Source organism: Nostoc sp. (genome assembly GCF_036919615.1).
Lineage (GTDB): Bacteria > Cyanobacteriota > Cyanobacteriia > Cyanobacteriales > Nostocaceae > Nostoc.
Window position 1 is genome coordinate 188,287 of the sequence record NZ_JBALCN010000046.1, and the last position, 21,968, is coordinate 210,254.

The 21,968-nt window shown below is 42.3% G+C and carries 18 protein-coding genes and 1 tRNA gene; 7 read left to right on the forward strand and 12 right to left on the reverse strand.

Features of this window, described 5'->3' with window-relative positions; translation table 11 throughout:
• Positions 1-41: 41 nt before the first annotated feature.
• Positions 42-1,271: an acetate kinase gene (locus V7K48_RS15385; protein ID WP_335073826.1), complete on the reverse strand. Its 1,230-nt coding sequence runs from the start codon at positions 1,269-1,271 to the stop codon at positions 42-44.
• A 193-nt stretch (positions 1,272-1,464) separates the two neighbouring features.
• Positions 1,465-2,754, reverse strand: coding sequence for a hypothetical protein (locus tag V7K48_RS15390; RefSeq protein ID WP_335073828.1), 1,290 nt, complete (start codon positions 2,752-2,754; stop codon positions 1,465-1,467).
• Between the two features lie 665 nt (positions 2,755-3,419).
• Between V7K48_RS15390 and V7K48_RS15395 the strand changes: the two genes are divergently transcribed.
• Complete coding sequence (locus V7K48_RS15395) at positions 3,420-3,899, forward strand: hypothetical protein (protein WP_335073829.1); 480 nt, start codon at positions 3,420-3,422, stop codon at positions 3,897-3,899.
• A gap of 89 nt (positions 3,900-3,988) precedes the next feature.
• On the opposite strand, the gene V7K48_RS15400 is transcribed toward V7K48_RS15395, so the two are convergent.
• The 7 genes from V7K48_RS15400 to V7K48_RS15435 all read right to left on the reverse strand — a co-directional run bounded on the left by V7K48_RS15400 (position 3,989) and on the right by V7K48_RS15435 (position 10,350).
• A tRNA-Gln gene (locus tag V7K48_RS15400) sits at positions 3,989-4,060 on the reverse strand.
• Between the two features lie 239 nt (positions 4,061-4,299).
• Positions 4,300-5,487 carry a glycosyltransferase family 4 protein gene (locus tag V7K48_RS15405; RefSeq protein WP_335073831.1) on the reverse strand — a complete coding sequence of 396 codons (1,188 nt, stop codon included), beginning with the start codon at positions 5,485-5,487 and terminating at the stop codon, positions 4,300-4,302.
• 547 nt (positions 5,488-6,034) lie between these two features.
• On the reverse strand, positions 6,035-7,318 hold the full coding sequence (locus V7K48_RS15410) for a glycosyltransferase family 4 protein (protein ID WP_335073833.1): 1,284 nt from the start codon (positions 7,316-7,318) through the stop codon (positions 6,035-6,037).
• Positions 7,319-7,572: 254 nt separating this feature from the next.
• Positions 7,573-8,370: a WecB/TagA/CpsF family glycosyltransferase gene (locus V7K48_RS15415; RefSeq protein WP_335073929.1), complete on the reverse strand. Its 798-nt coding sequence runs from the start codon at positions 8,368-8,370 to the stop codon at positions 7,573-7,575.
• Entirely contained in the window at positions 8,342-8,476 is a 135-nt protein-coding gene (locus tag V7K48_RS15420) for a hypothetical protein (protein WP_335073835.1), read from the reverse strand. Before V7K48_RS15420 ends, V7K48_RS15415 begins: the two co-directional genes overlap by 29 nt.
• Before the next feature lie 799 nt (positions 8,477-9,275).
• Positions 9,276-9,806 carry an RloB family protein gene (locus tag V7K48_RS15430; RefSeq protein ID WP_335073837.1) on the reverse strand — a complete coding sequence of 177 codons (531 nt, stop codon included), beginning with the start codon at positions 9,804-9,806 and terminating at the stop codon, positions 9,276-9,278.
• Positions 9,772-10,350 (reverse strand): AAA family ATPase, encoded by a 579-nt coding sequence (locus V7K48_RS15435; RefSeq protein WP_335073839.1) that lies wholly within the window; start codon positions 10,348-10,350, stop codon positions 9,772-9,774. Before V7K48_RS15435 ends, V7K48_RS15430 begins: the two co-directional genes overlap by 35 nt.
• 228 nt (positions 10,351-10,578) lie before the next feature.
• Between V7K48_RS15435 and V7K48_RS15440 the strand changes: the two genes are divergently transcribed.
• Together V7K48_RS15440 and V7K48_RS15445 are read left to right on the forward strand one after the other, a co-directional pair.
• A complete protein-coding gene (locus tag V7K48_RS15440) occupies positions 10,579-12,498 on the forward strand; it encodes a GTPase family protein (RefSeq protein ID WP_335073841.1) in 1,920 nt (639 codons plus the stop codon).
• A 148-nt stretch (positions 12,499-12,646) separates the two neighbouring features.
• Complete coding sequence (locus V7K48_RS15445) at positions 12,647-13,207, forward strand: hypothetical protein (RefSeq protein ID WP_335073843.1); 561 nt, start codon at positions 12,647-12,649, stop codon at positions 13,205-13,207.
• Positions 13,208-13,445: 238 nt separating this feature from the next.
• Here V7K48_RS15445 and V7K48_RS15450 read toward each other — a convergent pair whose 3' ends face one another.
• Together V7K48_RS15450 and V7K48_RS15455 are read right to left on the reverse strand one after the other, a co-directional pair.
• Positions 13,446-13,655: a DUF29 family protein gene (locus tag V7K48_RS15450; protein WP_335073930.1), complete on the reverse strand. Its 210-nt coding sequence runs from the start codon at positions 13,653-13,655 to the stop codon at positions 13,446-13,448.
• Positions 13,656-13,862: 207 nt separating this feature from the next.
• On the reverse strand, positions 13,863-14,972 hold the full coding sequence (locus tag V7K48_RS15455; protein ID WP_335073845.1) for an S-(hydroxymethyl)glutathione dehydrogenase/class III alcohol dehydrogenase: 1,110 nt from the start codon (positions 14,970-14,972) through the stop codon (positions 13,863-13,865).
• Positions 14,973-15,256: 284 nt separating this feature from the next.
• Here V7K48_RS15455 and V7K48_RS15460 point away from each other — a divergent pair, with 284 nt between their 5' ends.
• The 3 genes from V7K48_RS15460 (at position 15,257) to V7K48_RS15470 (ending at position 17,936) form a co-directional block, all read left to right on the forward strand.
• Positions 15,257-16,540 carry a valine--pyruvate transaminase gene (locus V7K48_RS15460; RefSeq protein WP_335073847.1) on the forward strand — a complete coding sequence of 428 codons (1,284 nt, stop codon included), beginning with the start codon at positions 15,257-15,259 and terminating at the stop codon, positions 16,538-16,540.
• A 14-nt stretch (positions 16,541-16,554) separates the two neighbouring features.
• Positions 16,555-17,241, forward strand: a complete 687-nt coding sequence (rimM, locus tag V7K48_RS15465; RefSeq protein ID WP_334866058.1) for a ribosome maturation factor RimM — start codon at positions 16,555-16,557, stop codon at positions 17,239-17,241.
• A 74-nt stretch (positions 17,242-17,315) separates the two neighbouring features.
• A complete protein-coding gene (locus V7K48_RS15470; RefSeq protein ID WP_335073849.1) occupies positions 17,316-17,936 on the forward strand; it encodes a Uma2 family endonuclease in 621 nt (206 codons plus the stop codon).
• Positions 17,937-18,134: 198 nt separating this feature from the next.
• Here the strand turns inward: V7K48_RS15470 and V7K48_RS15475 are convergent, their stop codons facing one another.
• Positions 18,135-18,968, reverse strand: a complete 834-nt coding sequence (locus tag V7K48_RS15475) for a hypothetical protein (RefSeq protein WP_335073851.1) — start codon at positions 18,966-18,968, stop codon at positions 18,135-18,137.
• Positions 18,969-19,265: 297 nt separating this feature from the next.
• Here V7K48_RS15475 and V7K48_RS15480 point away from each other — a divergent pair, with 297 nt between their 5' ends.
• Positions 19,266-21,647, forward strand: coding sequence for a phosphoketolase family protein (locus V7K48_RS15480; RefSeq protein ID WP_335073853.1), 2,382 nt, complete (start codon positions 19,266-19,268; stop codon positions 21,645-21,647).
• Positions 21,648-21,968 lie beyond the last annotated feature (321 nt).

Sequence of the window (21,968 nt, forward strand, 5' to 3'; positions counted from 1 at the left end):
AACAATGTTACCCAGATTAAATCAGACTTTCTAATTACGAATTAGATATTACGAACTTTTTTCAGAAGTTGCCAACATTGTTGAGCGATCGCCCAATCTTCTTGAGTATGAATAACTAATACCCGCACTGCTGAATCGGGTGTAGCAATATCCTGATCAACAGGCTGCTGCTGATTTTTCTCAAGGTCTATTTTCAATCCCAAAAATCCAAAGGCTTCACAGGTAGCTTGGCGAATTTCTGAAGAGTGTTCACCCACGCCTGCTGTGAACACCAAAGCATCTAATCCGCCTAAACTGGTAAGCATTGCACCAATACCAGAACGCAAGCGATGTACATAGATATCCCATGCCAGTTGAGCGCGGGAATTACCTTGAGCCATCGCTTCTCTCACCTCACGCATATCGCTAGATACACCCGAAATTCCCTTTAACCCAGAAGCTTTATTTAATACATAATCCAACTTTTCGACGGAGTAATCGCAGTACCGCAACAGGTAAATCAAAATCCCCGGATCAACTGAACCAGAACGACTGCCCATCATCAATCCTTCTAGGGGCGTGAATCCCATAGTGGTATCAACACTGCAGCCATTTTTAATCGCTGCTAAAGAGCAACCATTACCCAGATGACAGGTAATTAACCGCTCAGGTGGAACATCTCGACCGAGAATTTGGGCAGCACGATCAGAACAGTATTGGTGACTGATACCATGAAATCCATAGCGGCGGATACCTTGTTCTACCCACTCATAGGGGCCGGGATAGATTGCTGCTGCATCGGGTAGAGTGGCATGAAATCCGGTATCAAAGACTGCTACTTGAGTGACATCTTTTAAGATTTTTTCAATTGCTTCTACGCCTAACAAAGCGGCTGGATTATGTTCGGGAGCAAGGTTAGACAGACGAGCGATCGCCTCTTTGACATCCTCTGTAATTACCACACTATCTCGATAATCCTGTCCACCATGTACTATCCGATGCCCCGCCACATCGATTTCTGACAACTGATCAATTACCTTGGTAGCACCATAACTAAGTGTATGGAGCATATAGGTGAGGTGTGCCTGTGGGGAATCACCAGAAATTGATTTTTGCAACGTCGCACCTGTAGCAGTTTTTACCTCAATTTCTGCCATACTCCGATCTTGAGTCCAGTTTATTTTCCCTTCCCAAAGGGGCTGGAGTGCTTGGTTGGAGAGAGCCTTATCTGCAATCTCATACAGACAACTCTTTTGGCTACTCGATCCGGCATTCAGCACCAATATCTTCATATAACAACATAAAAATATGACCTTTTTTGATCATGTCACTAAGTGTAGCCTCATGCTTCTAGCCTAGTTGAATAATTTGTCAAAGCGATCGCTCACAAATTTTCTATGAACTACGCTAACGCACTTCCTCAAAAACTCTGTTGGGTGGACATGATGCCCACCATTTTCTGTAAATTTTGAATTAGCGAATTGCTTATGACTGGTCTAACCGCCGTTGCCATTCAGCGTCAATTTGTGCAGAACGCTCAACTTCTTGGTCGAGTAAGTCAGTTTCGCTAGTATACACTAAGTCTTCGTTGCCAATAACTTTTTCTGTTGCAAATTGTTGAGCATAGTCGATTTTTTGTTGCAAAGGTGGATCAGGACTTGCCAATAGCCTTGCTCTGGAAAGGCGATCGCGGTTGCGATCGCCTATTTTGCGATTACGCCACTGAATCCAGAAATAGCGTAATAACGGTACACCTAAGAAACCTGCTCCATAAGCCAATAGCAGCCAATAAATTCCTTGCACAAAAGCTACCAGTCCACCTAATTGGACGGCAACAGTGCCATCTCTCAACAAACTTCCCAGTACTAAGGCACCAACAAAATTTAGTACACCCAACCCAGCACTCAGCATAATTTGCCCTGAACTTGCGGCACTAAAACGCCAGGGAAATTCCTGTAAGTAATCTGATATTGAATGACGGCGCTTTTTAGCTGCACTCACCTGCAACTCTGGGAAGTAATAAACAATTTGCCCTTCTGGACTTACCGTCGGTTGCCCATTAAATCGCGTCAGAACGGGCAGCATATAATCTTCGTACTCTCTTGTATATCCCTCGCCAATGTCATCCAAATATGGAGCAATTTGTTCTGCTACCACTGCACCACGGTTAATCCGAATCACCGTAGCAATTTCTTGCCAGCGACGTTCGTCTAAGTTGGCATTAGGATTACCATCGCCAAACAAAAACGAAAATACAGCTTCAAAGAAATTCAGATTGCTTTCTTCCCGGGTTCCACGTCGCCGTTCCTGGTAGTGGGTGTCATAATTTGGGCTAAGATACCAGAATAAATTTGGAAAAAAGAAGAACCCCCTACCGCCGGAATTACTGCCCCGATTGCTGCCGTTACGGTCTGAATTGGCAGCAGTAATGATAATGAAGATGGTAACAGTTATCAGGACGATAGAAACAGTTAAGAAAATTCCAAAAGAAATGCGAATCAGGTAAAACAGAACACTCCAGACCTTTTTCCACCATTCCTGCAATCGTAACCGGAAGTACTTATTACGCAAAATTGCTCGAAAATTTGGTGGAAAAAGGTAAACTATATCACCTGAATCCGCTACCTGCAAATGTCCCCCAGCATCAGATGCCAGGGCTAACAAACTTTGATTAGCTTCAGCGACGTTCAATCCTGCCTGAGTTGCCACATCTCCAACGGTGACACGGTAACCCAGTTGTTCCACAGCTTGCATGATGGTGGGACTAGGAGCCATTGCTCTCCCCTCCTGTTAAAACTTATTCCCTTTTCTTAAGTATAAAGTTTTATTTTGAGCGACTTGGCAGGGGTAGGAATAAAGCATGAAATCATTAAATATAGAACTAGTACAGCGCGGTGGAAATAAACAACCCATTTCAAATCAACAAAACGTTTACGCTGTATTTCTTTTGACTTTTGCCTTGCGTTACTAGCCCTTTCAAGGTGGGTGGAAATTTTATTCCATAAATTCTTCTTTAACCTCTGATCTCTGTGTCGCGCCAGTTGCTCTCATAGCGGGAACGCTAAGAGCGTAGCTTGCTTCCCCGGAGGGTACAAGTCTCTTAACCGCAGACGCTGGCAGGCTCGCTACCGCTGCGCTATCGCCCAAGGCGTCTCCCCTTCTCCCAAAGGGAGAGGCTAACGCCAAGGGAGAAGGGCGCACTGGCTTCTCTGTGCCTGAAGCGGTAAAATAAATTACTTTTAAACCGCTCCAGGCACAGAGAGTGCTGAGAAAAACAATCTTATTTTATGAGTCACCTTGAAAGGGTTAGTCCTAAATATATAAATCACATGAATTTGGCAACCCGACACTACAGTAAATAAGCCAACAAATAACCTGACAGACAACATGTTATAATTATTTGCCTCAGCCTGGTTAATCAGCAAATTTTCTGCTTAAATATGGTTCAGTACACTCTCGCTCAAAGTCCAGAAATTATCCTTACTGTTTCTGGAAAAGATTCAGCCAAAGCCCGTGATAAAGCAATGGATCAGCTGATGGAACTGATGGATGCAGGTAAGCTACCCACAGAACTAGAAGAAGGATTTGGCCCTCAACAATTAATTGAGGTTAAAGAGTCAACTATTGATACTGCTAGCGGTGAGGATACCATTACACAAGCTGTCCAGGTTTTGAGTAACCTGGCCACGCTCAAGCTGAAAGTTCAGGAGTCACGAGCTGAAGCGTTGGAAATTCGCCAAGCGGTTGATGTTCTGTTCACCGACGAGTCGGTGACAGAAGAGGAAATTACTCGACTCAAGGAAGGTTTTAAAGTTCTCAAAAATTTTGCCCAAGCTAATGTACGTTACCAGGAAGCGCGATCTAAAGCAGAACAGGCTCGGCAGACTCTGGATCAAGCTCTTAAATCGCCTGACAAGTGACATTTATAGAATTAGATGGATTGAGACGCATCTGAAAAATGTTATTAAATACTCTAAAAGACAGGCATTACAACCTGTCTTTAGATTTACTGGGGCGCTAGGATTCGAACCTAGGGATGGCGGGACCAAAACCCGCTGCCTTACCACTTGGCTACGCCCCAACGACTTTACTTTAGTTAATATAACAGTTAATCCTGGGTTTATGTCAAGTACTTTAATCGCTAATTTCAGTTCATGGGTTGTTACAGCAGGACATTAATTGCTCAGAATCGTTGCAATTATACCTTTTTCAGCACTTTGGGGTGAATCATTGAATCTTTGTGGTTAAGGGACAAAATTGTGCGATCGCGATTCCTTTGCATCTAAAATCTGCTTTCTGTTCCTCCTGACTAGAGACACACTATTTATTTTTATTGATGACTTGTTGGTAAATTGCCATCAACTGCTGATAATTAGCTTCAGGAGCATACTTAGTCTCATAAACCTGGCGAGCATTTTTGCCCATAGTTCTCATAATTTCAGGATGAGTGGTTGCCCATTCTATTTTGGCTGCCATATCTCTATAGTTGCCTGCTTCAAAATGTAAACCAGTTACTCCATCCTCGACAATTTCTACCATGCTACCTAATTTGGACACCAGCACAGGTAGGCCACAGGCAAAAGCTTCAGCAATAGTTAAGGGAAAACCTTCGTACCAAATGGAAGGAAATACTAAGAATCGTGCATTCTGCATTAGTGCCAACACTGTTGGCTTATCCTGAAACCCTAAAAATTCGATGAAATTTTCAGAACTGGTATTTTTAATCTGTTGCTGCAACTTTTGACGGCAAGGGCCATCACCCACAATTTTTAGGGGAGTGCATAAATTTTTCTGTACATAGGCATCAATTAAAACAGAAACTCCCTTTTCCTCAGACAATCTACCAACAAAAAGTAAGTAGTCACTATGTTCAGCATTTTGGTTTTGAGAGTTTGGAGCAAAAACAAAATTAGGTTTGATGTAGAACTTTTCTGCCGGCAGTCCAGCCTGTAACATTTTGTCTTTTTGAAATTGGGTAAAGACGATATAAGCATCTACCTGTTGGTGCCAAGTACCTCGCAACCGATGCCAGCTGTTCATTGCTGCTATAACCGAGCTTTGTATACGTGAGTTGCGGTAGCAGCCATGTACAACACTAGACCACGGCACTGTTTGTCCAAAGCAATCCACACATACCTTTGCATCTCGAAAAGGTATTGCTTTGGGACAAGCAAGCCGATAGTTATGAAGAGTTTGGACAATTCTTAAACCATGCTCTTGACAAGCATCATATATGGAAGGAGAGAGTAGAGGAAAAAAGTTATGTACATGGACGACATCAGGGCGCAGTTGGGAAATTTGGAGGCGAACTTGTTGTTTTGCTGAATATGAGTAAATTGCACTAATAGCAGTTGCAACTTTATCCCAGGTATTTTTAATGTCATGATTACTAACTTCTAGTAAAGATACCTGATGACCATTTGCTTTCAGTAAGGATTGTTCAGCTTTTACTACTCCATCCTCACCGCCTACAAGTCTATAACGGTTATGTATCAACAGCACTTTCATGCAGTTAACTCTCTGAATAGTGGAAGGAAAGCACCAACTAGTAAATCATGCAAAGCAATTACATCCTGATTTCCGGTAGTTTTACTGTTCTATAGTCAGTTTTTCTACAATTCGTGACACTACAGCCAATTTATGATGAAATTTAATTAGTTTTTTACGAATGCTGCCACTTATAGGGAAGCTCCTAGTAGTATCGCTAAAGGAGCTATTGAAAAGATATATATATACTAACGCTTTTTCATCGCTCTCTCCAGACAAAAAAAGAATAATCCTTGCTATACAAAACTTTCATTCTTTCTGAGATAACTATAGCCATAATGTTAGAAAATAAAGCCCGAAACCTAGTTTATGCCTCTTGTTTAAAATTTAACTGAGATTTTTCTTTGACCAGAGTGATGGAAAATCGCTAAATAAGTCAGCGTTAAAAAATCTACCTACGTAACAAAATATCAAGCTAACGAATACTTAAAAAATAGGTCATTCCATAGTTTTTACAAAACTAAACATACCTCAGTTTTCTCGTGCCGACTTACTTATTACATTATCACTAATCATCGCTAGAACCATAACTCAATTTCAAGCAGGATTTATTCTGGGTTGAAATTTCTTCGTAGAGTTGAATTAACTGCCTGCCCTTATTTTCCCAACTGAAAGTCTCCCTCACCCTTTTCTGCCCGGCTTGACCCATCAATAATCTTAGCTCTGGATTATTAGCCAAATACGTCATAGCCTCAGCAATGTCACTTACTGCTTGCTCAGGTGTATTTGCCTTAATTTTAAAACCAGTTTCCTCTGTAACTTGAACAGCTGGCCCTCCTAAATCTAGGCAAATCACTGGTCGCCCTGCTGCCATTGCCTCCAAACACACGAATCCTCCAGATTCATGCAAGCTGGGATGAACTAACACATGGCAGTTCTGTATTTTACTCCATGTATGTTGGCGAGATAAATTACCTAAAAACTTGACTTGTTTAGTAATATTCAGATATTGAGTTAATATTTCTAACTGTTTGTGTTCAATTCCTTCTCCTACAATCCAATACTCAGCATTAGGTAAGTTTGCTTGGGCAAATGCTGCTAATCCCAAATGAAACCCTTTCCAGTGCAAAAGTCTACCTACGCTAATAAATCTAATTGCAGAATTATCGAGAATTACGGAATCTGAAAGGTTTGCTATTTCATCTTTAGATAAACCTAATGGAGAATAAACTTGGACATTTTTTGTGCCCATTTGGCGCAAGCGTTTAGCTGTATCTTCTGTAGTAGCGCGGGCTAAGACACTTTGTTGTACAGTGAGGTGGACTAAAGGATCACACTCCCCTATCCAGCGAGCCAAATTTCGCAAAACCTCGTATATCTTGCCACGGAAACTAAAATCTTTCCAAAAACTTTTGGGAGACGATTCCCCACCACCAACTGGACCCCAGATGAAAGGAACTGGTAGCAGTGAAATTAAACTAGGACTTGAATACTTTACATAAGTTACATGATGTAGGATATCAAAGCCAATCTGCTTGTGGAGTGAGCGACTGATAAAATACGCCCAAATTTGCCAAAGGTAATAATGAATATAAGCTCCCCATTGTTTTCCCATCCTCTCATGACTCCAGTCTATGATCCAGCCCAGAGGATCTAAGTAAATAACGTGCAAGTTGGGCAGGGGGTTACGTGTTAGTTCAGTTTCAAGAGCTTGACGGTGACAGTTCGATGTGAATACCCAGATTTGGTGATACTTGCTTATTTCCCTAACAACATTCCAGCCTACTCCTGGTTCAGAACCCTTTCCCGGTTCACAAGCATATGCACAGATGAGAATTTTTAACTGTTTCATGCCCAACATTTCCTTAAGGCTGTATATAGGCGATGTCTATGACGGGCTATTCGGCGTCGCACAAAATAATATAAACTGCTGGTCTATACTTCTAATATTTAGAAGCGATCGCTAAAATATCTAAAAATTTGTTAATTTTTAAACATGAGGAAGCTTATATAGCGGTTTCTATTCAGATACGGTACAACATTATATCGCGAGGTATGGGGGCATGGCAATGCCCATTGGTGTCAACCGCCTTTTTTTCCTTTTGCTTAATCCCCAGTCTCGTGAAGGAAGACCGCTGCAATCCGACTTGATGATAATAGTTGCTTCATAGCCAGCCATATAAATAGTGGAATGGTCTTAGCATAGCGACCGCAAAGTCGGCGCGGTTCTTGAATCCATCGATACAGCCATTCAAGTCCTAAGTCTCGAACTATGCGGGGTGCTCGCTTGTGAATTCCTGCATATACTGGGAAAACTCCACCCAGTCCAATCATTACAGCTTGTATCTTACCCTTATGTTGAGCTATCCAATTTTCTTGCTTGGGACATCCTAGAGATACTAAAACGGCGCTAGCACCACTAGAGTTTATCTTTTGAACCAAAGCTTCGTCTTCAGTTTCAGTCAGGGGACGAAAGGGTAAAGGTTCCATCGCCGCAATCTTCATTTGAGGAAATTCCTGCTCTAACCTTTTTTGCATCAGAGAAAGAATTTCTGTTTGGGAACCTACAAAGAAAATACTAAGATTTTGCGTTTGAGTTAGCTGACACAATGCTAGGAAAATATCCATCCCTGCCACACGGTCTTGGTAAAGCGCTCCCATTTTTCGCATCATCCATACAAGAGGCATACCATCAGGAGTAACTATATCTGCATTTCGTAATACTGTGGCAAACTCTGGATTCCAATGAGCTTCAATGAGCATGTGTACATTGGCTACATATACAGTTTTACTCTCATGCCTACTCGCCCACTTCAGTATTGTTTGAACCTGGTCGTCAAAGCGTAAAGCAGTAATAGGAAAATCAAGCACTTTTTTAGTAGGTAGATGCACTCTTGCCACTATCAATAACTCCTGTGTCCAAGAAAAAAATCCATAGATTACCTAGACCAATCCGGATATTGAATAATTTGGATTGGGTGATTCCTGACTTTTTGTCGGCTTGTGTCATCGTTGGAAGTTAACACATGGAGATGCAATTGCCTTCTTAGTATACTTTTGGCTTAATCGGTAATACTAGAATTAGAATTATTTGTTGCTGTGTCCTAGCTTACTGTTTTAAGCTAGGAATTTTAGACGCTATTTGACAAAATTCATACTTCCTTCATAATTAATTTTTGATTTGTTCATGCAAGCATTACAATTCCGATAAGTTCCTATGGATATATACTTTACTAAGTAATATTTGCTACACAGAGAAAATTAGATGGCGAAGCAAAATACCAGACACTTAGTCTGCTGATTTTGATACGTAAATATGCGCTTAAGAGCTTCAAGTCGATGGGCAAAGCGTGGAGTCTGTCAACGGGTGTTTGAGGCGTTAGCCGAATATGCAGACAATGAATACGCAATGATAGACTTGACCATTGTGCGTGCCCACTTTTCCCAGTGCCTGGGCAAGGGGGGATGGGTTGAGCCAAGCCATCGGTCGCAGCAAAGATGGATTGCAATACTAACTCAAACAATATCGAGCGCACGCCATACGCCATTGATTTGCGAGTAATAAACTTTCTCGGCGCAATTATATCTTGCTGCTGCTGTTATCTGGCTTAATTGATGACACGCCCTAGTATTTTAAGTCTCTGTGACAGGCGATCGCTATCTTTATTCTTACTTGCGTAGACGCAAAGCGACTTGTCGTCAGACATCGTTCGAGCATTTTAAGTTTTTACAACAGGCAATAATTAGATAAAGCTGATTAAAATAATTTTAAGTAATTTCTCTAACTATTCTTTAAACTTAATAAACCACTAATCTAGTTTAGCCAAGCCACTACAGCAGGGATTTGAATGCTCAGATAATTCATTACGTTCTATCTGCTTTGCCATCTTCTCAGCACGTTGAATCGCTTCTTCAGTTAACGATTTCAATGGTGTTGGATACAAGCACATTGATTTGTCGTAGTTGGGTATATGCTTTTCAAGTAAATTAACTAACCTATCACGAGTGATTTGGGCAAAAAGGTCTTGAAAGTGAATTAGATACCAGAGTTCAAAACAAGGGTTTGTAATTGCCAGATCAATCTTTTGGCTTTTAGCTCGATTGATTGCACTTTGCCAATTTGCCAGACTTTTTTCAATATGCTTATCTCCGTCAAAAACTGCCCAAGCCTTATCTTCTTTACTCCACTGCTGGTTATCTTTCCTCTGCTGTCGTTCTTCGATGAGTCTTTCAATAATGCTACGTGGATCAGTTTTGTTTTGATGAGGTAATACAATAATATCTAAAGTTGGCGATCGCAATTCATTACGGATACTGAAGTTGATTATGCGCTCCAGCAAAATCATCACCAGTTTTCCATGTAGTTTTTTTGTTAATATTATCCCATTGACGAGAAAATAAACGGCGCGGACGCTTAGTTGTATTTAAAGCATAGTCCAATTTTTCAAAGAGTACATGATTATGATTAAGTGCTAGAGAATAGGTATAAATAGCATTATTAAATATAGTTCTTAACTCAAATTTTGTAGCGTTATGAATAGAAATACTATCTAATTTAAAAGGGTTTAATGTTGCATATTTTAAGATTCTCTGCAATGTCACTGCTTCCTGTGTACCATGAACCAGAATAAGCAATAAATAATCGAGAGCTTGGATAACATTACTCTTGCCTGAAGCATTAGCTCCAAAAATTGCCAGAACAGGTAAAAGCTCAATATCCCACCCTTCAACATGATATCCAGGTGCAATTTCATGATCTGACTTCACCCGTTTGCGTTTGCTGCTTTGGCTTGTTTGACGATCGCTTTGTTTTTGAGCAACTGCACTTAGGGTTACAGGTTCTTTAATTGAGCGGTAGTTTTCGACTGTAAAATCTACAAGCATAATTCAAGGCGCACAAGGCAGTTTTTTGTGATTTATTCACGTAAATATTATCTTAAAGGTAGGCAAATCTCCGCTTTTACCACAACAGATCATATGAACTAGCAGGCAGTGTAAGCTATTACCAACAAATTCTTACACTTTAATACACGCAGTAATTCAGAACTCACCACAAGATAATTAGATCGACAATAGCAATATAAGAAGTCTAATCGAGGCAGGTATAGGGCAATGGTGCGATTAAAACCGTGGCAGTGGGTCGTCTTAGCAATTCCGATCGCTTTCATCATCATTTTCTTATTGGTAGCCGCCGGTTCACAAATTCATGCGTGGGGGATTAATTGGATTTGGGGTGTATTCACCCTTTTATTTGTGGGTTGGCGTTGGCTGTTGGTAAAATGGACTCAACCTGCTGTTAACCAAGTGGAAGCTGTATTAACCCAAGTCCGCGAAGAACTGGAATCGACAGCAGAGGATACAGTAGGGCCACGAGTGGGAAGTGATGTCACAAAGCTTGCAGAAACCGCCCTCCAAGAGATACTGCAAGCAGCACAGAGTGATCGCCCGATTTGGGAAGACTGGCAAACCTTTTGGACGCGATGCCAGGATTTGGTTGTAGCGATCGCTCGTATCTACAATCCTCAAATTCAATATCCGCTGCTGAACATTTACGTCCCCCAAGCTTATGGGCTGATTCGGGGAACGGTGGATGACATGGATCAGTGGATGCAAAAGTTATCTCCTGTCCTTAATCAGGTGACAGTTGGGCAAGCATACCAAGGATACGAAGTCTACCGGAAGTTGGAACCATCGGCTCGGAAATTCTGGAAAGCTTGGAACTGGGCACAGTGGGTCTTAAATCCGGTGGCGGCGGTAGCAAAACAAGTTAGTCAGGGTTCTAGTAACCAGGCAACTCAGCAATTATTAGGGAATTTGAGCCAGTTATTCCGGGAAGCTGCCCTGAGAAACTTATGCCGACAGGCGATCGCACTCTATGGACGTGGGACATTACCAGCTTCAGCAACCGCTGTTTCCACACCAACCTTACCCAAGGTAAAAACCCAAACACTCCGAGAAATCCTGACTCAAGCTCAAACAGCCGAGGCAGTTGAGCAAAAACCCGTGAATATTCTGCTGGTGGGGCGCACAGGGTCAGGAAAAAGTAGCCTGATTAACACGCTATTTCAGGCGGATTTAGCAGAGGTAGATGTTTTGCCCAGTACCGATCGCATTCAGAATTATCAATGGCAAACTCAAAGTGGGGAAACCCTGACGCTTTTGGATACACCTGGTTATGAACAAGTCAACCGTGCTGCTCTTAAAGACCTAGTGCTTGATTATGCCACCGATGCAGATTTGCTGCTGTTAGTTACCCCTGCTCTCGATCCTGCCCTGCAAATGGATGTAGACTTTCTGCAAGATATGAAAGCAGAAGTTGCAGATTTACCTGCGATCGCGATCGTCACCCAGGTAGATCGTCTGCGTCCCATCCGCGAATGGCAACCGCCTTATGATTGGGAATGGGGCGATCGCCCCAAAGAAATTGCGATTCGCGAAGCCACTCAGTATCGCGCCAAACTGCTAGGAAACTTCTGTAATCTAGTTCTACCTGTGGTTACAACTGATAGCAAAACAAGTCGAACCGCTTGGGGAGTGGAGGCGCTATCGTTGGGACTAGTAGATGCGATCGCACCTACCAAGCAACTCCGTCTTGCCCGCTTTTTGCGTAACCTCGAAGCCCGCACCATCGCCGCAGCCAAAATCATCGACCACTATACTTTCCAAATGACGACAACACAGGGACTAACGGCATTGCTCAAAAGTCCCGTCCTCCAGTTTGTTTCTACGCTCTCAACCGGATCTCCAGCCCTAGCCTATATGCTGGCGGAGCAAATTCCTGTGGAACAGTTGCCGATTGTGATTGGCAAACTCCAAATGGGATATGAGCTTTTCTCGCTCTTGAATACAAGCAACTCTAACTCGCTCAACTTTGAATTAGTATCCCTCTGGCCGCTACTGCTGGAAAACTCCGCTTCACCTGATCGCAACGCCTGGGCATTTGGTCACGCCCTAGTGGAGTACTGGACTCAAAATTTGACAGTTAAACAACTCCGGGATCGATTTGAGTATTATCTATCGATTTCCAAATAATTTGTCTTAAGCAGGTTGATTATCTCAAAAGTCTTAATCGATTACACCTTTGTTCCCTTCTTCATCAAAACTTTATCAAATATGTTGTTGATATATGTGTATTCTTTAATAGTCAGTATTAATACTTACTCTTAGAGAAGGTTTTGTGATGAAAAACAGCAGAGCTATTGCCAGTTTAATGATTAGTAGTGTGTTGGCACTGACTATTCCGGTTTTCATAAATCCACACAAGGCAGATGCTAGCGATTATTCGGAAAACTTATGTCGTCGAACGGTCGTTGGCACATACCTAGCGACAGCTAGCCAAACAAATTCCACTTCTGGTCAACCCTTGTCATACCACGAAATTATAACTTTTACCGCAGATGGCAATCTCATTGCCAATGACTCTAACGCTGGTGGTGTTCCGGGTTCATCCAACCCAAATGACCAACCCTTCGGTGTTATACAAGGTAGCTGGAAATGTACTGAAAATAACAAGATTATTGCTAAGACATTAAATTTTAGTTTCCCATCAGGGTCATTAGCAGGCAACATTGTACTCACTGAATATCAATTGACCTTCAATCTGCAAACTGGAACAGTAAATGGAAGCGGCAAGTTTAACTTCTTTAACTTAAACAAAAGTCCACTAGATCAAAAGACTCAACCCCTTCCAATTCCACCCTTTAAATTCAGCTATCAAGGAGTGAAACTAAAGGCTGACTAATCAGTTTTGATTCTTAGGACTTACGCAGCGATGATTTTGTCATTGCGTTGCGGTAATAAGTTTAATAACACTGAAACTGACTCCGGTACTACTGTTAACTTAAAAGGTGAAAGAGTTAGTAATTAGGACTCATCCCACTAACACTGTTGAATCAGTTTTGTCATAACAGCTTATTTGCCACTGCAAAGAAGGCTAAAAAGTTGGATGACGTAAGCGTATACTGTCCTACACATCGCTTTTATTCCATTAAATCATTTGTTGCAGGCTGACCCGGATAAAAGCGCTCGCTCATAATTTCCTCAAAAGGATATAAGCATTGTTTTGGAAAAGTTGAGAGTGACAAATTTGTTTCTCCTGATGCTAAATCCCTACTGTTTTCATAGGATTCCGGGAGTGCTTCTTCAAGGTAAGGCTTCAGGCTGGGATTTTCACTCAACAACTTGAGAATTTCCCGTCGTCGTTCCTAGACTTTGGCTGGGAATGCGTGGTGTGAGGCTCCACCTCATGAATTGGCGGCACAGCCGCTTTTAATGCATTTCCAGCCAGAGTCTGGAAACGAGGATTTTCTCTCGTGTTCTGGCTGAAGTTGACATGAATTACATCTGTTCGCTCTTACAGTTGATTGTGTTTTGAGAAAAAGCTTTGAATCTAACAGCTAAAAAGTCACCACACTGCGAATTGATTCACCTTTATGCATCAATTCAAAAGCATCATTAATTTGCTCAATCGGCATCACATGGGTAATCAAATCATCAATGTTTATCTTACTTTGCATATACCAATCAACAATTTTCGGCACATCTGTACGTCCTCTAGCGCCACCGAATGCTGAACCTTTCCAAACGCGCCCAGTTACTAGTTGAAAAGGACGAGTACTGATTTCCTGTCCAGCACCAGCAACACCAATAATCACACTGACGCCCCAACCTTTGTGGCAGCATTCTAATGCTTGACGCATAACTTTGACATTACCGATACATTCAAAACTGTAATCAGCACCGCCTTTTGTTAAATCAACCAGATAAGGAATTAAATCACCTTCTACTTCCTGGGAATTGACAAAGTGCGTCATGCCAAACTTTTCTGCCAAAGCGCGTCTTTGAGGATTAATATCCACCCCGATAATCATATTAGCTCCCACCATCCGCGCCGCTTGGATGACATTTAAGCCAATACCACCCAAGCCGAAAACCACGACATTTGCTCCCGGTTCCACCTTGGCAGTATTGATGACTGCACCAATACCAGTAGTCACACCACAGCCAATGTAACAAACTTTATCAAATGGGGCGTCTTCCCGAATTTTTGCCAGGGCGATTTCTGGTAGCACCGTATAGTTGGCAAAAGTGGATGTACCCATGTAATGATGAATCATCTGCCCATCGATACTAAAGCGACTGGTGCCATTGGGCATGACACCGCGTGCTTGAGTTAGGCGAATGGCTTGACAAAGATTTGTTTTGAAACTTAGGCAATATTCGCACTGACGGCATTCGGGAGTGTATAAGGGAATCACGTGATCCCCTGGTTTGACGCTAGTGACACCAGCGCCTACCTCTACTACCACACCAGCACCTTCATGTCCCAAAATTGCTGGAAACAAACCTTCGGGATCGTCACCAGATAAGGTAAAGGCGTCGGTATGACAAACCCCAGTGGCTTTAACCTCAACTAACACTTCCCCGGCTTGTGGCCCCGATAGTTGAACGGTTTCAATCGTCAACGGCTTACCTGCGCTGTAAGCTACTGCTGCTTTAACTTGCAACCTCAGCCCTCCTGTATAGTTTTTTGACGTTCTCTCCAATGCTCAAGCACGGCGATTATTTCACTTAAACATATTGAGCGCATGATAAACTTTTGTATCACTTCATCGTATTTAGTAAGCACGATCGCCCCTATAACGATAAATATCACTTTGTTAAAATATCATTCTGTAGCTAAATTGGTTAAAGGCGGCAATAGCTGTTTTGGCAACGATGTAAACTTGATGTCAGCAGCAACACCCAAATATTTTGTCCACCCTGCAATTAATATATTTTGTCACAGCTTATGAATCCTGACCTAACTCAAATTGGCGCTCAAATGTCCAACCTGACTGGCGTAAGAGCAATCATGAAGGATATTATCGAGACATTAAAAGCGGGTGCAGGGCAGGAGTTTATTAATTTGAGTGCTGGTAATCCGTTGATTTTGCCAGAGGTAGAGCAGTTATGGCGGGATTGTACTGCACAGCTTTTGGCTAGTCCAGAATATGGTGAGGTAGTTTGCCGCTACGGCTCAAGTCAAGGCTATGCACCATTAATTGAAGCGATCGTCAATGATTTTAACAAACGCTATGGGTTAAACTTGAGCGATCGCAATATCCTCATTACCCCCGGCAGTCAAACCCTCTACTTCTACGCTGCGAATACCTTCGGTGGCTACACTCCCAGCGGCGAGTTAAAACAAATTGTTTTGCCCCTCTGTCCTGACTACACAGGTTACGGTGGTATCTGCTTAGTTCCAAAAGCCCTAATCGCCCACAAACCGACTCTTGATATTGATGCAGCTGCCCACCGATTTAAATATCGCCCCGACTTCAGCCAACTGTCGATTACAGAAAACACGGGTTGTGTCCTCTTCTCTCGCCCCTGTAATCCCACTGGCAATGTCCTCAGTGATGATGAGGTGAAAAAGATTGTTGCCCTGGCTGCGCCTTACAATCTGCCCGTGTTAATTGACTCGGCTTATGCGCCTCCCTTCCCAGCATTGAACTTTACCGAAATGACACCAGTGTTTGGTGATAATATCTTACACTGCATGAGTTTATCAAAAGCCGGATTACCAGGAGAAAGGATTGGTATTGCCATTGGAAATGAAAAGTGGATTGAGGCGCTGGAGTGTTTCCAAGCAAATATGAGTCTCCATTCTTCACGTTACGGCCAAGCGATCGCAGCTTTTGCAATCAATTCTGGTGCATTAGTAGAAATTTCTCACAGTGTCATCCGTCCCTTTTACCAAAATAAATTTACCGTTTTAGAAACCAGCTTAGAAGAAGCGATGCCCAAGAATTTACCTTGGTTTCTCCATCGCGGTGAAGGAGCAATTTTTGCTTGGTTGTGGTTAGAAAATCTACCTATCAGTGACTGGGAATTTTACCAGCAACTCAAGCAAGTAGGTGTAATTATTGTTCCTGGAAGTACCTTCTTCCCTGGTTTAGAGGAAGAGTGGGCCCACAAGCATCAATGCTTCCGCATCAGCCTCACCGGTAGCGATGAGGAGATTGCCACTGGTATGCAACGTTTAGCAAAAGTGGCTGAAGAAGCTTATAAAGGTGCGGCGGTGACTGCCTAGTAGGGAAAATGGAAATGAAACACGAAGAAGCTAACAAAGAGATAGCAAGCAGAGGCGTAGAGGCGCAGAGGAGCAGAGGAGGAAGAGGAAAATCAAAAAAGTCCAGTCCCCAATCCCCAATCCTCAATCCTCAATCTCCAGTCCCCAATCTCGATAATTGGCTAGAAATTGGTAAGATTGTTGCCCCTCAAGGGTTGTCTGGAGAATTACGGGTTTATCCTGTATCTGACTTTCCCGAAAGATTTGAGGTGCCGGGAAAACGTTGGTTGTTGCGTTCAGGTGACACAGAACCACAACCAATCGAATTATTGACAGGACGTTATGTCAGTAACAAAAACTTGTTTGTGATCAAATTAGCTGGTGTGGAAAATTGCGAGCAGGCGGAGGCGTTGCGTGGTTGTAAGTTAATGGTGCCAGCAAGCGATCGCCCCCAATTAAGCGAAGATGAATATCATGTCCTCGATTTAATTGGCTTGGAAGTCTTCATGCAAGCATCTGGCGAACTTGTTGGTACGGTAGTAGATATCATCCCAGCGGGGAATGATTTGTTAGAAGTGAAGTTGCATGAATCATTTGCTACTGACAAAAAACAAAAGACTGTTTTGATTCCATTTGTACAAGCGATCGCACCAGTGGTAGACTTGCCATCTGGTCGGATTGAAATTACGCCACCGCCTGGGTTGTTGGAAATTAATAATTAAGTCATTAATAAGTCATTAATTGAATGATGATTATTAATTTTGAATTTTGAATTTTGAATTCGGAGCGAAGGTACGTGACTCAAGCTTTACCAAAAGTCTTTACTTTTGAAGAATTTGTCAAGTGGAAGCCAGAAAATGAGCGCTATGAATTGCACAACGGAACAATTGTTAAAATGCCTCAACCTGTAGGAGATCATGAAGAGATAACAGGATTTTTAGCTTTTGAACTGACTAGAGAATGTATCCGTTTAAATCTCCCCTACTTCATACCCCAGACAGCACTAGTCAAACCACCTGAAAATGAATCAGGTTACTCGCCAGATGTACTGTTGTTGAATCGCCCTAATTTGATAAATGAACCTTTGTGGAAAAAAGAATCTACTGTTAGTCAACCTGTATCAATTTCTATAATTGTTGAAGTTGTTAATATGAATTGGCGTGATGATTACCTCAAAAAATATGCAGATTATGAGGAAATGGGAATTCCTGAATACTGGATTGTTGATTATGCTGCTTTAGGCGGTAGGGAGTTTATTAGCAAACCAAAACAACCTACTATCTTGGTTTGTTCTTTGGATGAAGGTGAGTATCAAGTTAGCAAGTTTCGGGATACAGACCGCATCCAGTCCCGAACATTTCCAGAGTTAAATTTAACTGCTCAACATATTTTTCAAGCGGGTAATATTTCAGCGTAACCAGATGCTGACAAAATAATTATTAATTCATAATTCATAATTTCAGGACAGAGCAACTTGATTTATTAATGGAGAAAAAAAGGCTCTATATCGATATTTCAGAGCAAGCACATTCATAAGCCGCTGAGGTTTTAGGGTTTTCTGAAGTATAACCGGTGGCGTGCATGGGGTAAATTTCATTTTTGTGTGAGCAACAAACTAATCTTGAGTTGTCTTTGGCGCAATCAAAATTGAACGCTGTACCTGAATTGGAATATTAAGTATGTTCGCTAGTTTTTGACGATGTTTAAATTCTATATCGTGCATATAACAGTGGCGCAAAATAATCTGTTTCAATAAGCGATCACAAACAGGATTCTTAGAGAATTCAAAGTGCAATTTATCAATCTTGTCAATATCTAATTTTTTTTCAAATTGCAATTCAATGATTTCTTGAATCAAGCAGAATGAAGGCTTATTGTTGGTGTCAGTTACTTTAATATATATGTCACGACCTTTAGGGGAACCTAGAGAAAACGAAATTTTGTAAAGCATCCCCAAAATAACTGTGTAATTAATCCCTAAGTAAAAAGACTCAACTTCCCGAATAATTTTTGAGTTGGGGAGATTTGGATTTTCTTCTAATCTCTTTTTAATTTTCCTGATTGACTCTTCTCGCACGTTTTCTGAAAATCTTAGAAAGACGCTAAGAAATCTTAATGAAACCAAAACTGATTCTTCATAGATGAACTCTAGAAAGTTTCGCCCTAGTGAGCCAAGTTTATTTCTTAAAATTTGTCCACAGACTTCAATTGCTCTGAATACTTTGTTTACCTTTACCATGAATTCTTCTACGTCTTTATCGTCATCTACAGGGCTATTCTCATCTTCATGTTGTTCAATAAAATCTTTTTGTCTATCATCTTCTAATCGTTCTTGCCTTGCATCACGATTCTCTAAAACAAGGTCAGGTATTTCTTGAACAAAATCTTGAATAAAAGATAAAGAACTTGCTTCTAGTGTTACTTCTTTCTCATCATAAAAAATATCCATAACAGAAAGTAGAATCTCATCAAGAATCCACGGATCTTTGGAATGGTGCGTAAGTCATAGTAACTTGCAAAAATTTGTACAGAAAGCTCTAGATGAAGAAAATGCTGATTGATAGGATTAATCAATAGTGTAGGTGTAGCCCGTCGTAGATATCGCTCTCCATCCTCTACCCAGAGCCAAGGAATCTGGTGACAAAGACTGGAAAAATTCATCATGGGTAGATGGACATCATCTGAAAAATAAGTAAAATTACATACGGATGAACTGGTCAAAATCCTTTTGGAATGGAGTGTCGAAATGACATTAGCTACGACTCCACAGATAAAGCCTTTAACAGATGAAGAATTAGGTAAAATAAATGCCTACTGGCGTGCAGCTAACTACCTTTCCGTTGGGCAAATATATCTACTCGACAATCCGCTGCTCAGAGAACCGCTAAAGCTGGAACACGTCAAACCCAGACTTTTGGGGCACTGGGGAACAACACCAGGGCTGAACTTTATCTATGTTCACCTGAATCGGGTGATTAAAAAATATGACCTAAACATGATCTATATTGCTGGGCCTGGTCATGGAGGCCCAGGACTGGTAGCCAATACCTACCTAGAAGGTACTTACACCGAGTATTACCACAACATATCGCCGGATACTGAAGGAATTCAGAAACTCTTCAAACAATTCTCTTTCCCTGGTGGTATTCCCAGCCACGTTGCACCGGAAACTCCTGGTTCGATCCACGAAGGCGGTGAACTAGGTTACTCCCTCGTCCACGCTTACGGTGCTGCCTTTGATAACCCTGACTTGATCGTTGCTGCTGTTGTCGGTGATGGTGAAGCTGAAACAGGTGCTTTAGCGACTAGTTGGCATTCCAACAAGTTTCTTAACCCGGTGCGTGATGGTGCTGTACTTCCCATTCTGCATCTAAATGGATATAAAATTGCCAACCCAACGACACTGGCACGGATTAGCCATGAGGAGTTGGAGAGTTTATTTGTAGGCTACGGCTACAAAGCATACTTTGTAGAAGGTGACGATCCCGCAGATGTCCACCAGCAGATGGCGGCGACTCTAGATATAGCGATCGCCGAAATTCAAAGCATCCAAAGAGAAACCCACATACATGGTTTCACCGAACGTCCCCAGTGGCCAATGATTGTCATGAGAACCCCCAAAGGTTGGACAGGGCCCAAGGAAGTAGATGGCAAAAAAACTGAAGGTTCTTGGCGATCGCACCAGGTTCCCTTGGGCGAAATAGCCAAAAAGTCAGAACACCTGAAACTCCTAGAAGATTGGATGAAGAGTTACAAACCAGAAGAACTCTTCGACAGCAACGGTAAGCTGATTCCCGAACTAGCAGAACTGGCTCCCAAAAAGCATCGACGCATGGGTGACAATCCCCACGCCAACGGCGGTATTTTGCTGTGCGACCTGAAGATGCCCGACTTTCAAACCTATGCCGTAAATGTCTCCCAACCAGGCAAAGCGATCGCTGAAGCTACCAAAGTTACTGGCAAATTCCTGCGGGATGTTATGCAACTTAACCAAGAAAGTCGCAACTTCCGCATATTTGCCCCCGACGAATTGGCATCAAATCGTTTGGACGCCGTGTTGGAAGTCACAGATAGAACTTGGGTAGCCGAGATTTACCCCGAAGATGACCACCTTTCCCCCGACGGTCGGGTGATGGAAATTCTCAGCGAAACTTCTTGCCAAGGATGGTTAGAAGGCTACCTCCTCACAGGGCGTCACGGGTTATTCACTTGCTACGAGGCATTCATCCACATCATTGATTCGATGTTTAACCAACATGCCAAATGGTTGAAAACTACCAGACATATTCCCTGGCGTAGACCAATTGCTTCCCTCAATTATCTACTCTCCTCTCACGTTTGGCGACAAGACCATAACGGCTTCTCCCACCAAGACCCCGGTTTTATTGACCATGTAATCAATAAGAAAGCAGAGATCGTCCGCGTTTATTTGCCCCCCGATGCCAACACTCTGCTATCAGTAACTGACCACTGCTTGAGAAGCCGCAACTATGTCAATGTCATCGTTGCTGGAAAGCAGCCAGCATTGCAATATCTCAACATGGATGCTGCCATCAAGCACTGCACCAAAGGCATCGGTATTTGGGAATGGGCAAGCAACGACCAAGGCAGCGAACCAGATGTAGTGATGGCTTGCGCTGGGGATGTTCCCACCTTAGAAACCTTGGCGGCTGTAGACATTCTGCGCCAGCAATTCCCTGAGTTAAAGGTGCGGGTAGTGAACGTAGTCGATTTGATGACACTACAGCCAAAAAGCGAACATCCCCACGGTTTGAGTGAAAAAGACTTTGACACGATTTTCACCACCGATAAACACATTATCTTTGCCTTTCATGGCTATCCTTGGCTGATTCATCGCCTAACCTATCGCCACACCAACCACGATCAGCTGCATGTGCGTGGCTACAAGGAAGAGGGAACTACCACCACCCCCTTTGATATGGTTGTTCTTAACGAGCTTGATCGCTTCCATCTAGTGATGGACGTAATTGAGCGCGTGCCAAAATTAGGATATAGGGCAGCTTATGTCAAGCAGCATTTGCAAGATAAGCTAATCGAACATAAGCACTACATTGACAAGTACGGCGACGATATGCCGGAAATTCGCGATTGGAAGTGGCCCTATTAAGAGGAGATAAGTGAAAAGAGGCAGAGGGGAAACTACTCTCCCTGCTTCTCCCTTTTTAGGGCTAGATACGGTAGCAGAAAATGAAAATATCACAACATTTACGCTAGAGCGTAGATGCAAATAAAAATTATTGAGAGAGCAAGATATATGTAAAAATAGATTGGTAATCTACTTCAGGTAATTTGTTGTGACGACATCTCAACTGCCTGTAATTAATTTCACAGTAATAAGGTAAAATTTGCATTACATAGATAAGTCCAAATACTTATTATAAAATCATTAGGAAGAAACTCATAGCTTAACAACCGTAACATCACAGTT

What these genes read in the sequence shown, in the direction of transcription:
- V7K48_RS15475 (WP_335073851.1), bottom strand. Translation starts at nt 18,968, where the DNA reads ATGGATATTTTTTATGATGAGAAAGAAGTAACACTAGAAGCAAGTTCT.
- V7K48_RS15405 (WP_335073831.1), bottom strand. Translation starts at nt 5,487, where the DNA reads ATGAAAGTGCTGTTGATACATAACCGTTATAGACTTGTAGGCGGTGAG.
- V7K48_RS15480 (WP_335073853.1), top strand. Translation starts at nt 19,266, where the DNA reads ATGACATTAGCTACGACTCCACAGATAAAGCCTTTAACAGATGAAGAA.
- V7K48_RS15395 (WP_335073829.1), top strand. Translation starts at nt 3,420, where the DNA reads ATGGTTCAGTACACTCTCGCTCAAAGTCCAGAAATTATCCTTACTGTT.
- V7K48_RS15385 (WP_335073826.1), bottom strand. Translation starts at nt 1,271, where the DNA reads ATGAAGATATTGGTGCTGAATGCCGGATCGAGTAGCCAAAAGAGTTGT.
- V7K48_RS15410 (WP_335073833.1), bottom strand. Translation starts at nt 7,318, where the DNA reads ATGAAACAGTTAAAAATTCTCATCTGTGCATATGCTTGTGAACCGGGA.
- V7K48_RS15390 (WP_335073828.1), bottom strand. Translation starts at nt 2,754, where the DNA reads ATGGCTCCTAGTCCCACCATCATGCAAGCTGTGGAACAACTGGGTTAC.
- V7K48_RS15440 (WP_335073841.1), top strand. Translation starts at nt 10,579, where the DNA reads ATGGTGCGATTAAAACCGTGGCAGTGGGTCGTCTTAGCAATTCCGATC.
- V7K48_RS15435 (WP_335073839.1), bottom strand. Translation starts at nt 10,350, where the DNA reads ATGCTTGTAGATTTTACAGTCGAAAACTACCGCTCAATTAAAGAACCT.
- V7K48_RS15460 (WP_335073847.1), top strand. Translation starts at nt 15,257, where the DNA reads ATGAATCCTGACCTAACTCAAATTGGCGCTCAAATGTCCAACCTGACT.
- V7K48_RS15420 (WP_335073835.1), bottom strand. Translation starts at nt 8,476, where the DNA reads ATGACACAAGCCGACAAAAAGTCAGGAATCACCCAATCCAAATTATTC.
- V7K48_RS15445 (WP_335073843.1), top strand. Translation starts at nt 12,647, where the DNA reads ATGAAAAACAGCAGAGCTATTGCCAGTTTAATGATTAGTAGTGTGTTG.
- rimM (WP_334866058.1), top strand. Translation starts at nt 16,555, where the DNA reads ATGAAACACGAAGAAGCTAACAAAGAGATAGCAAGCAGAGGCGTAGAG.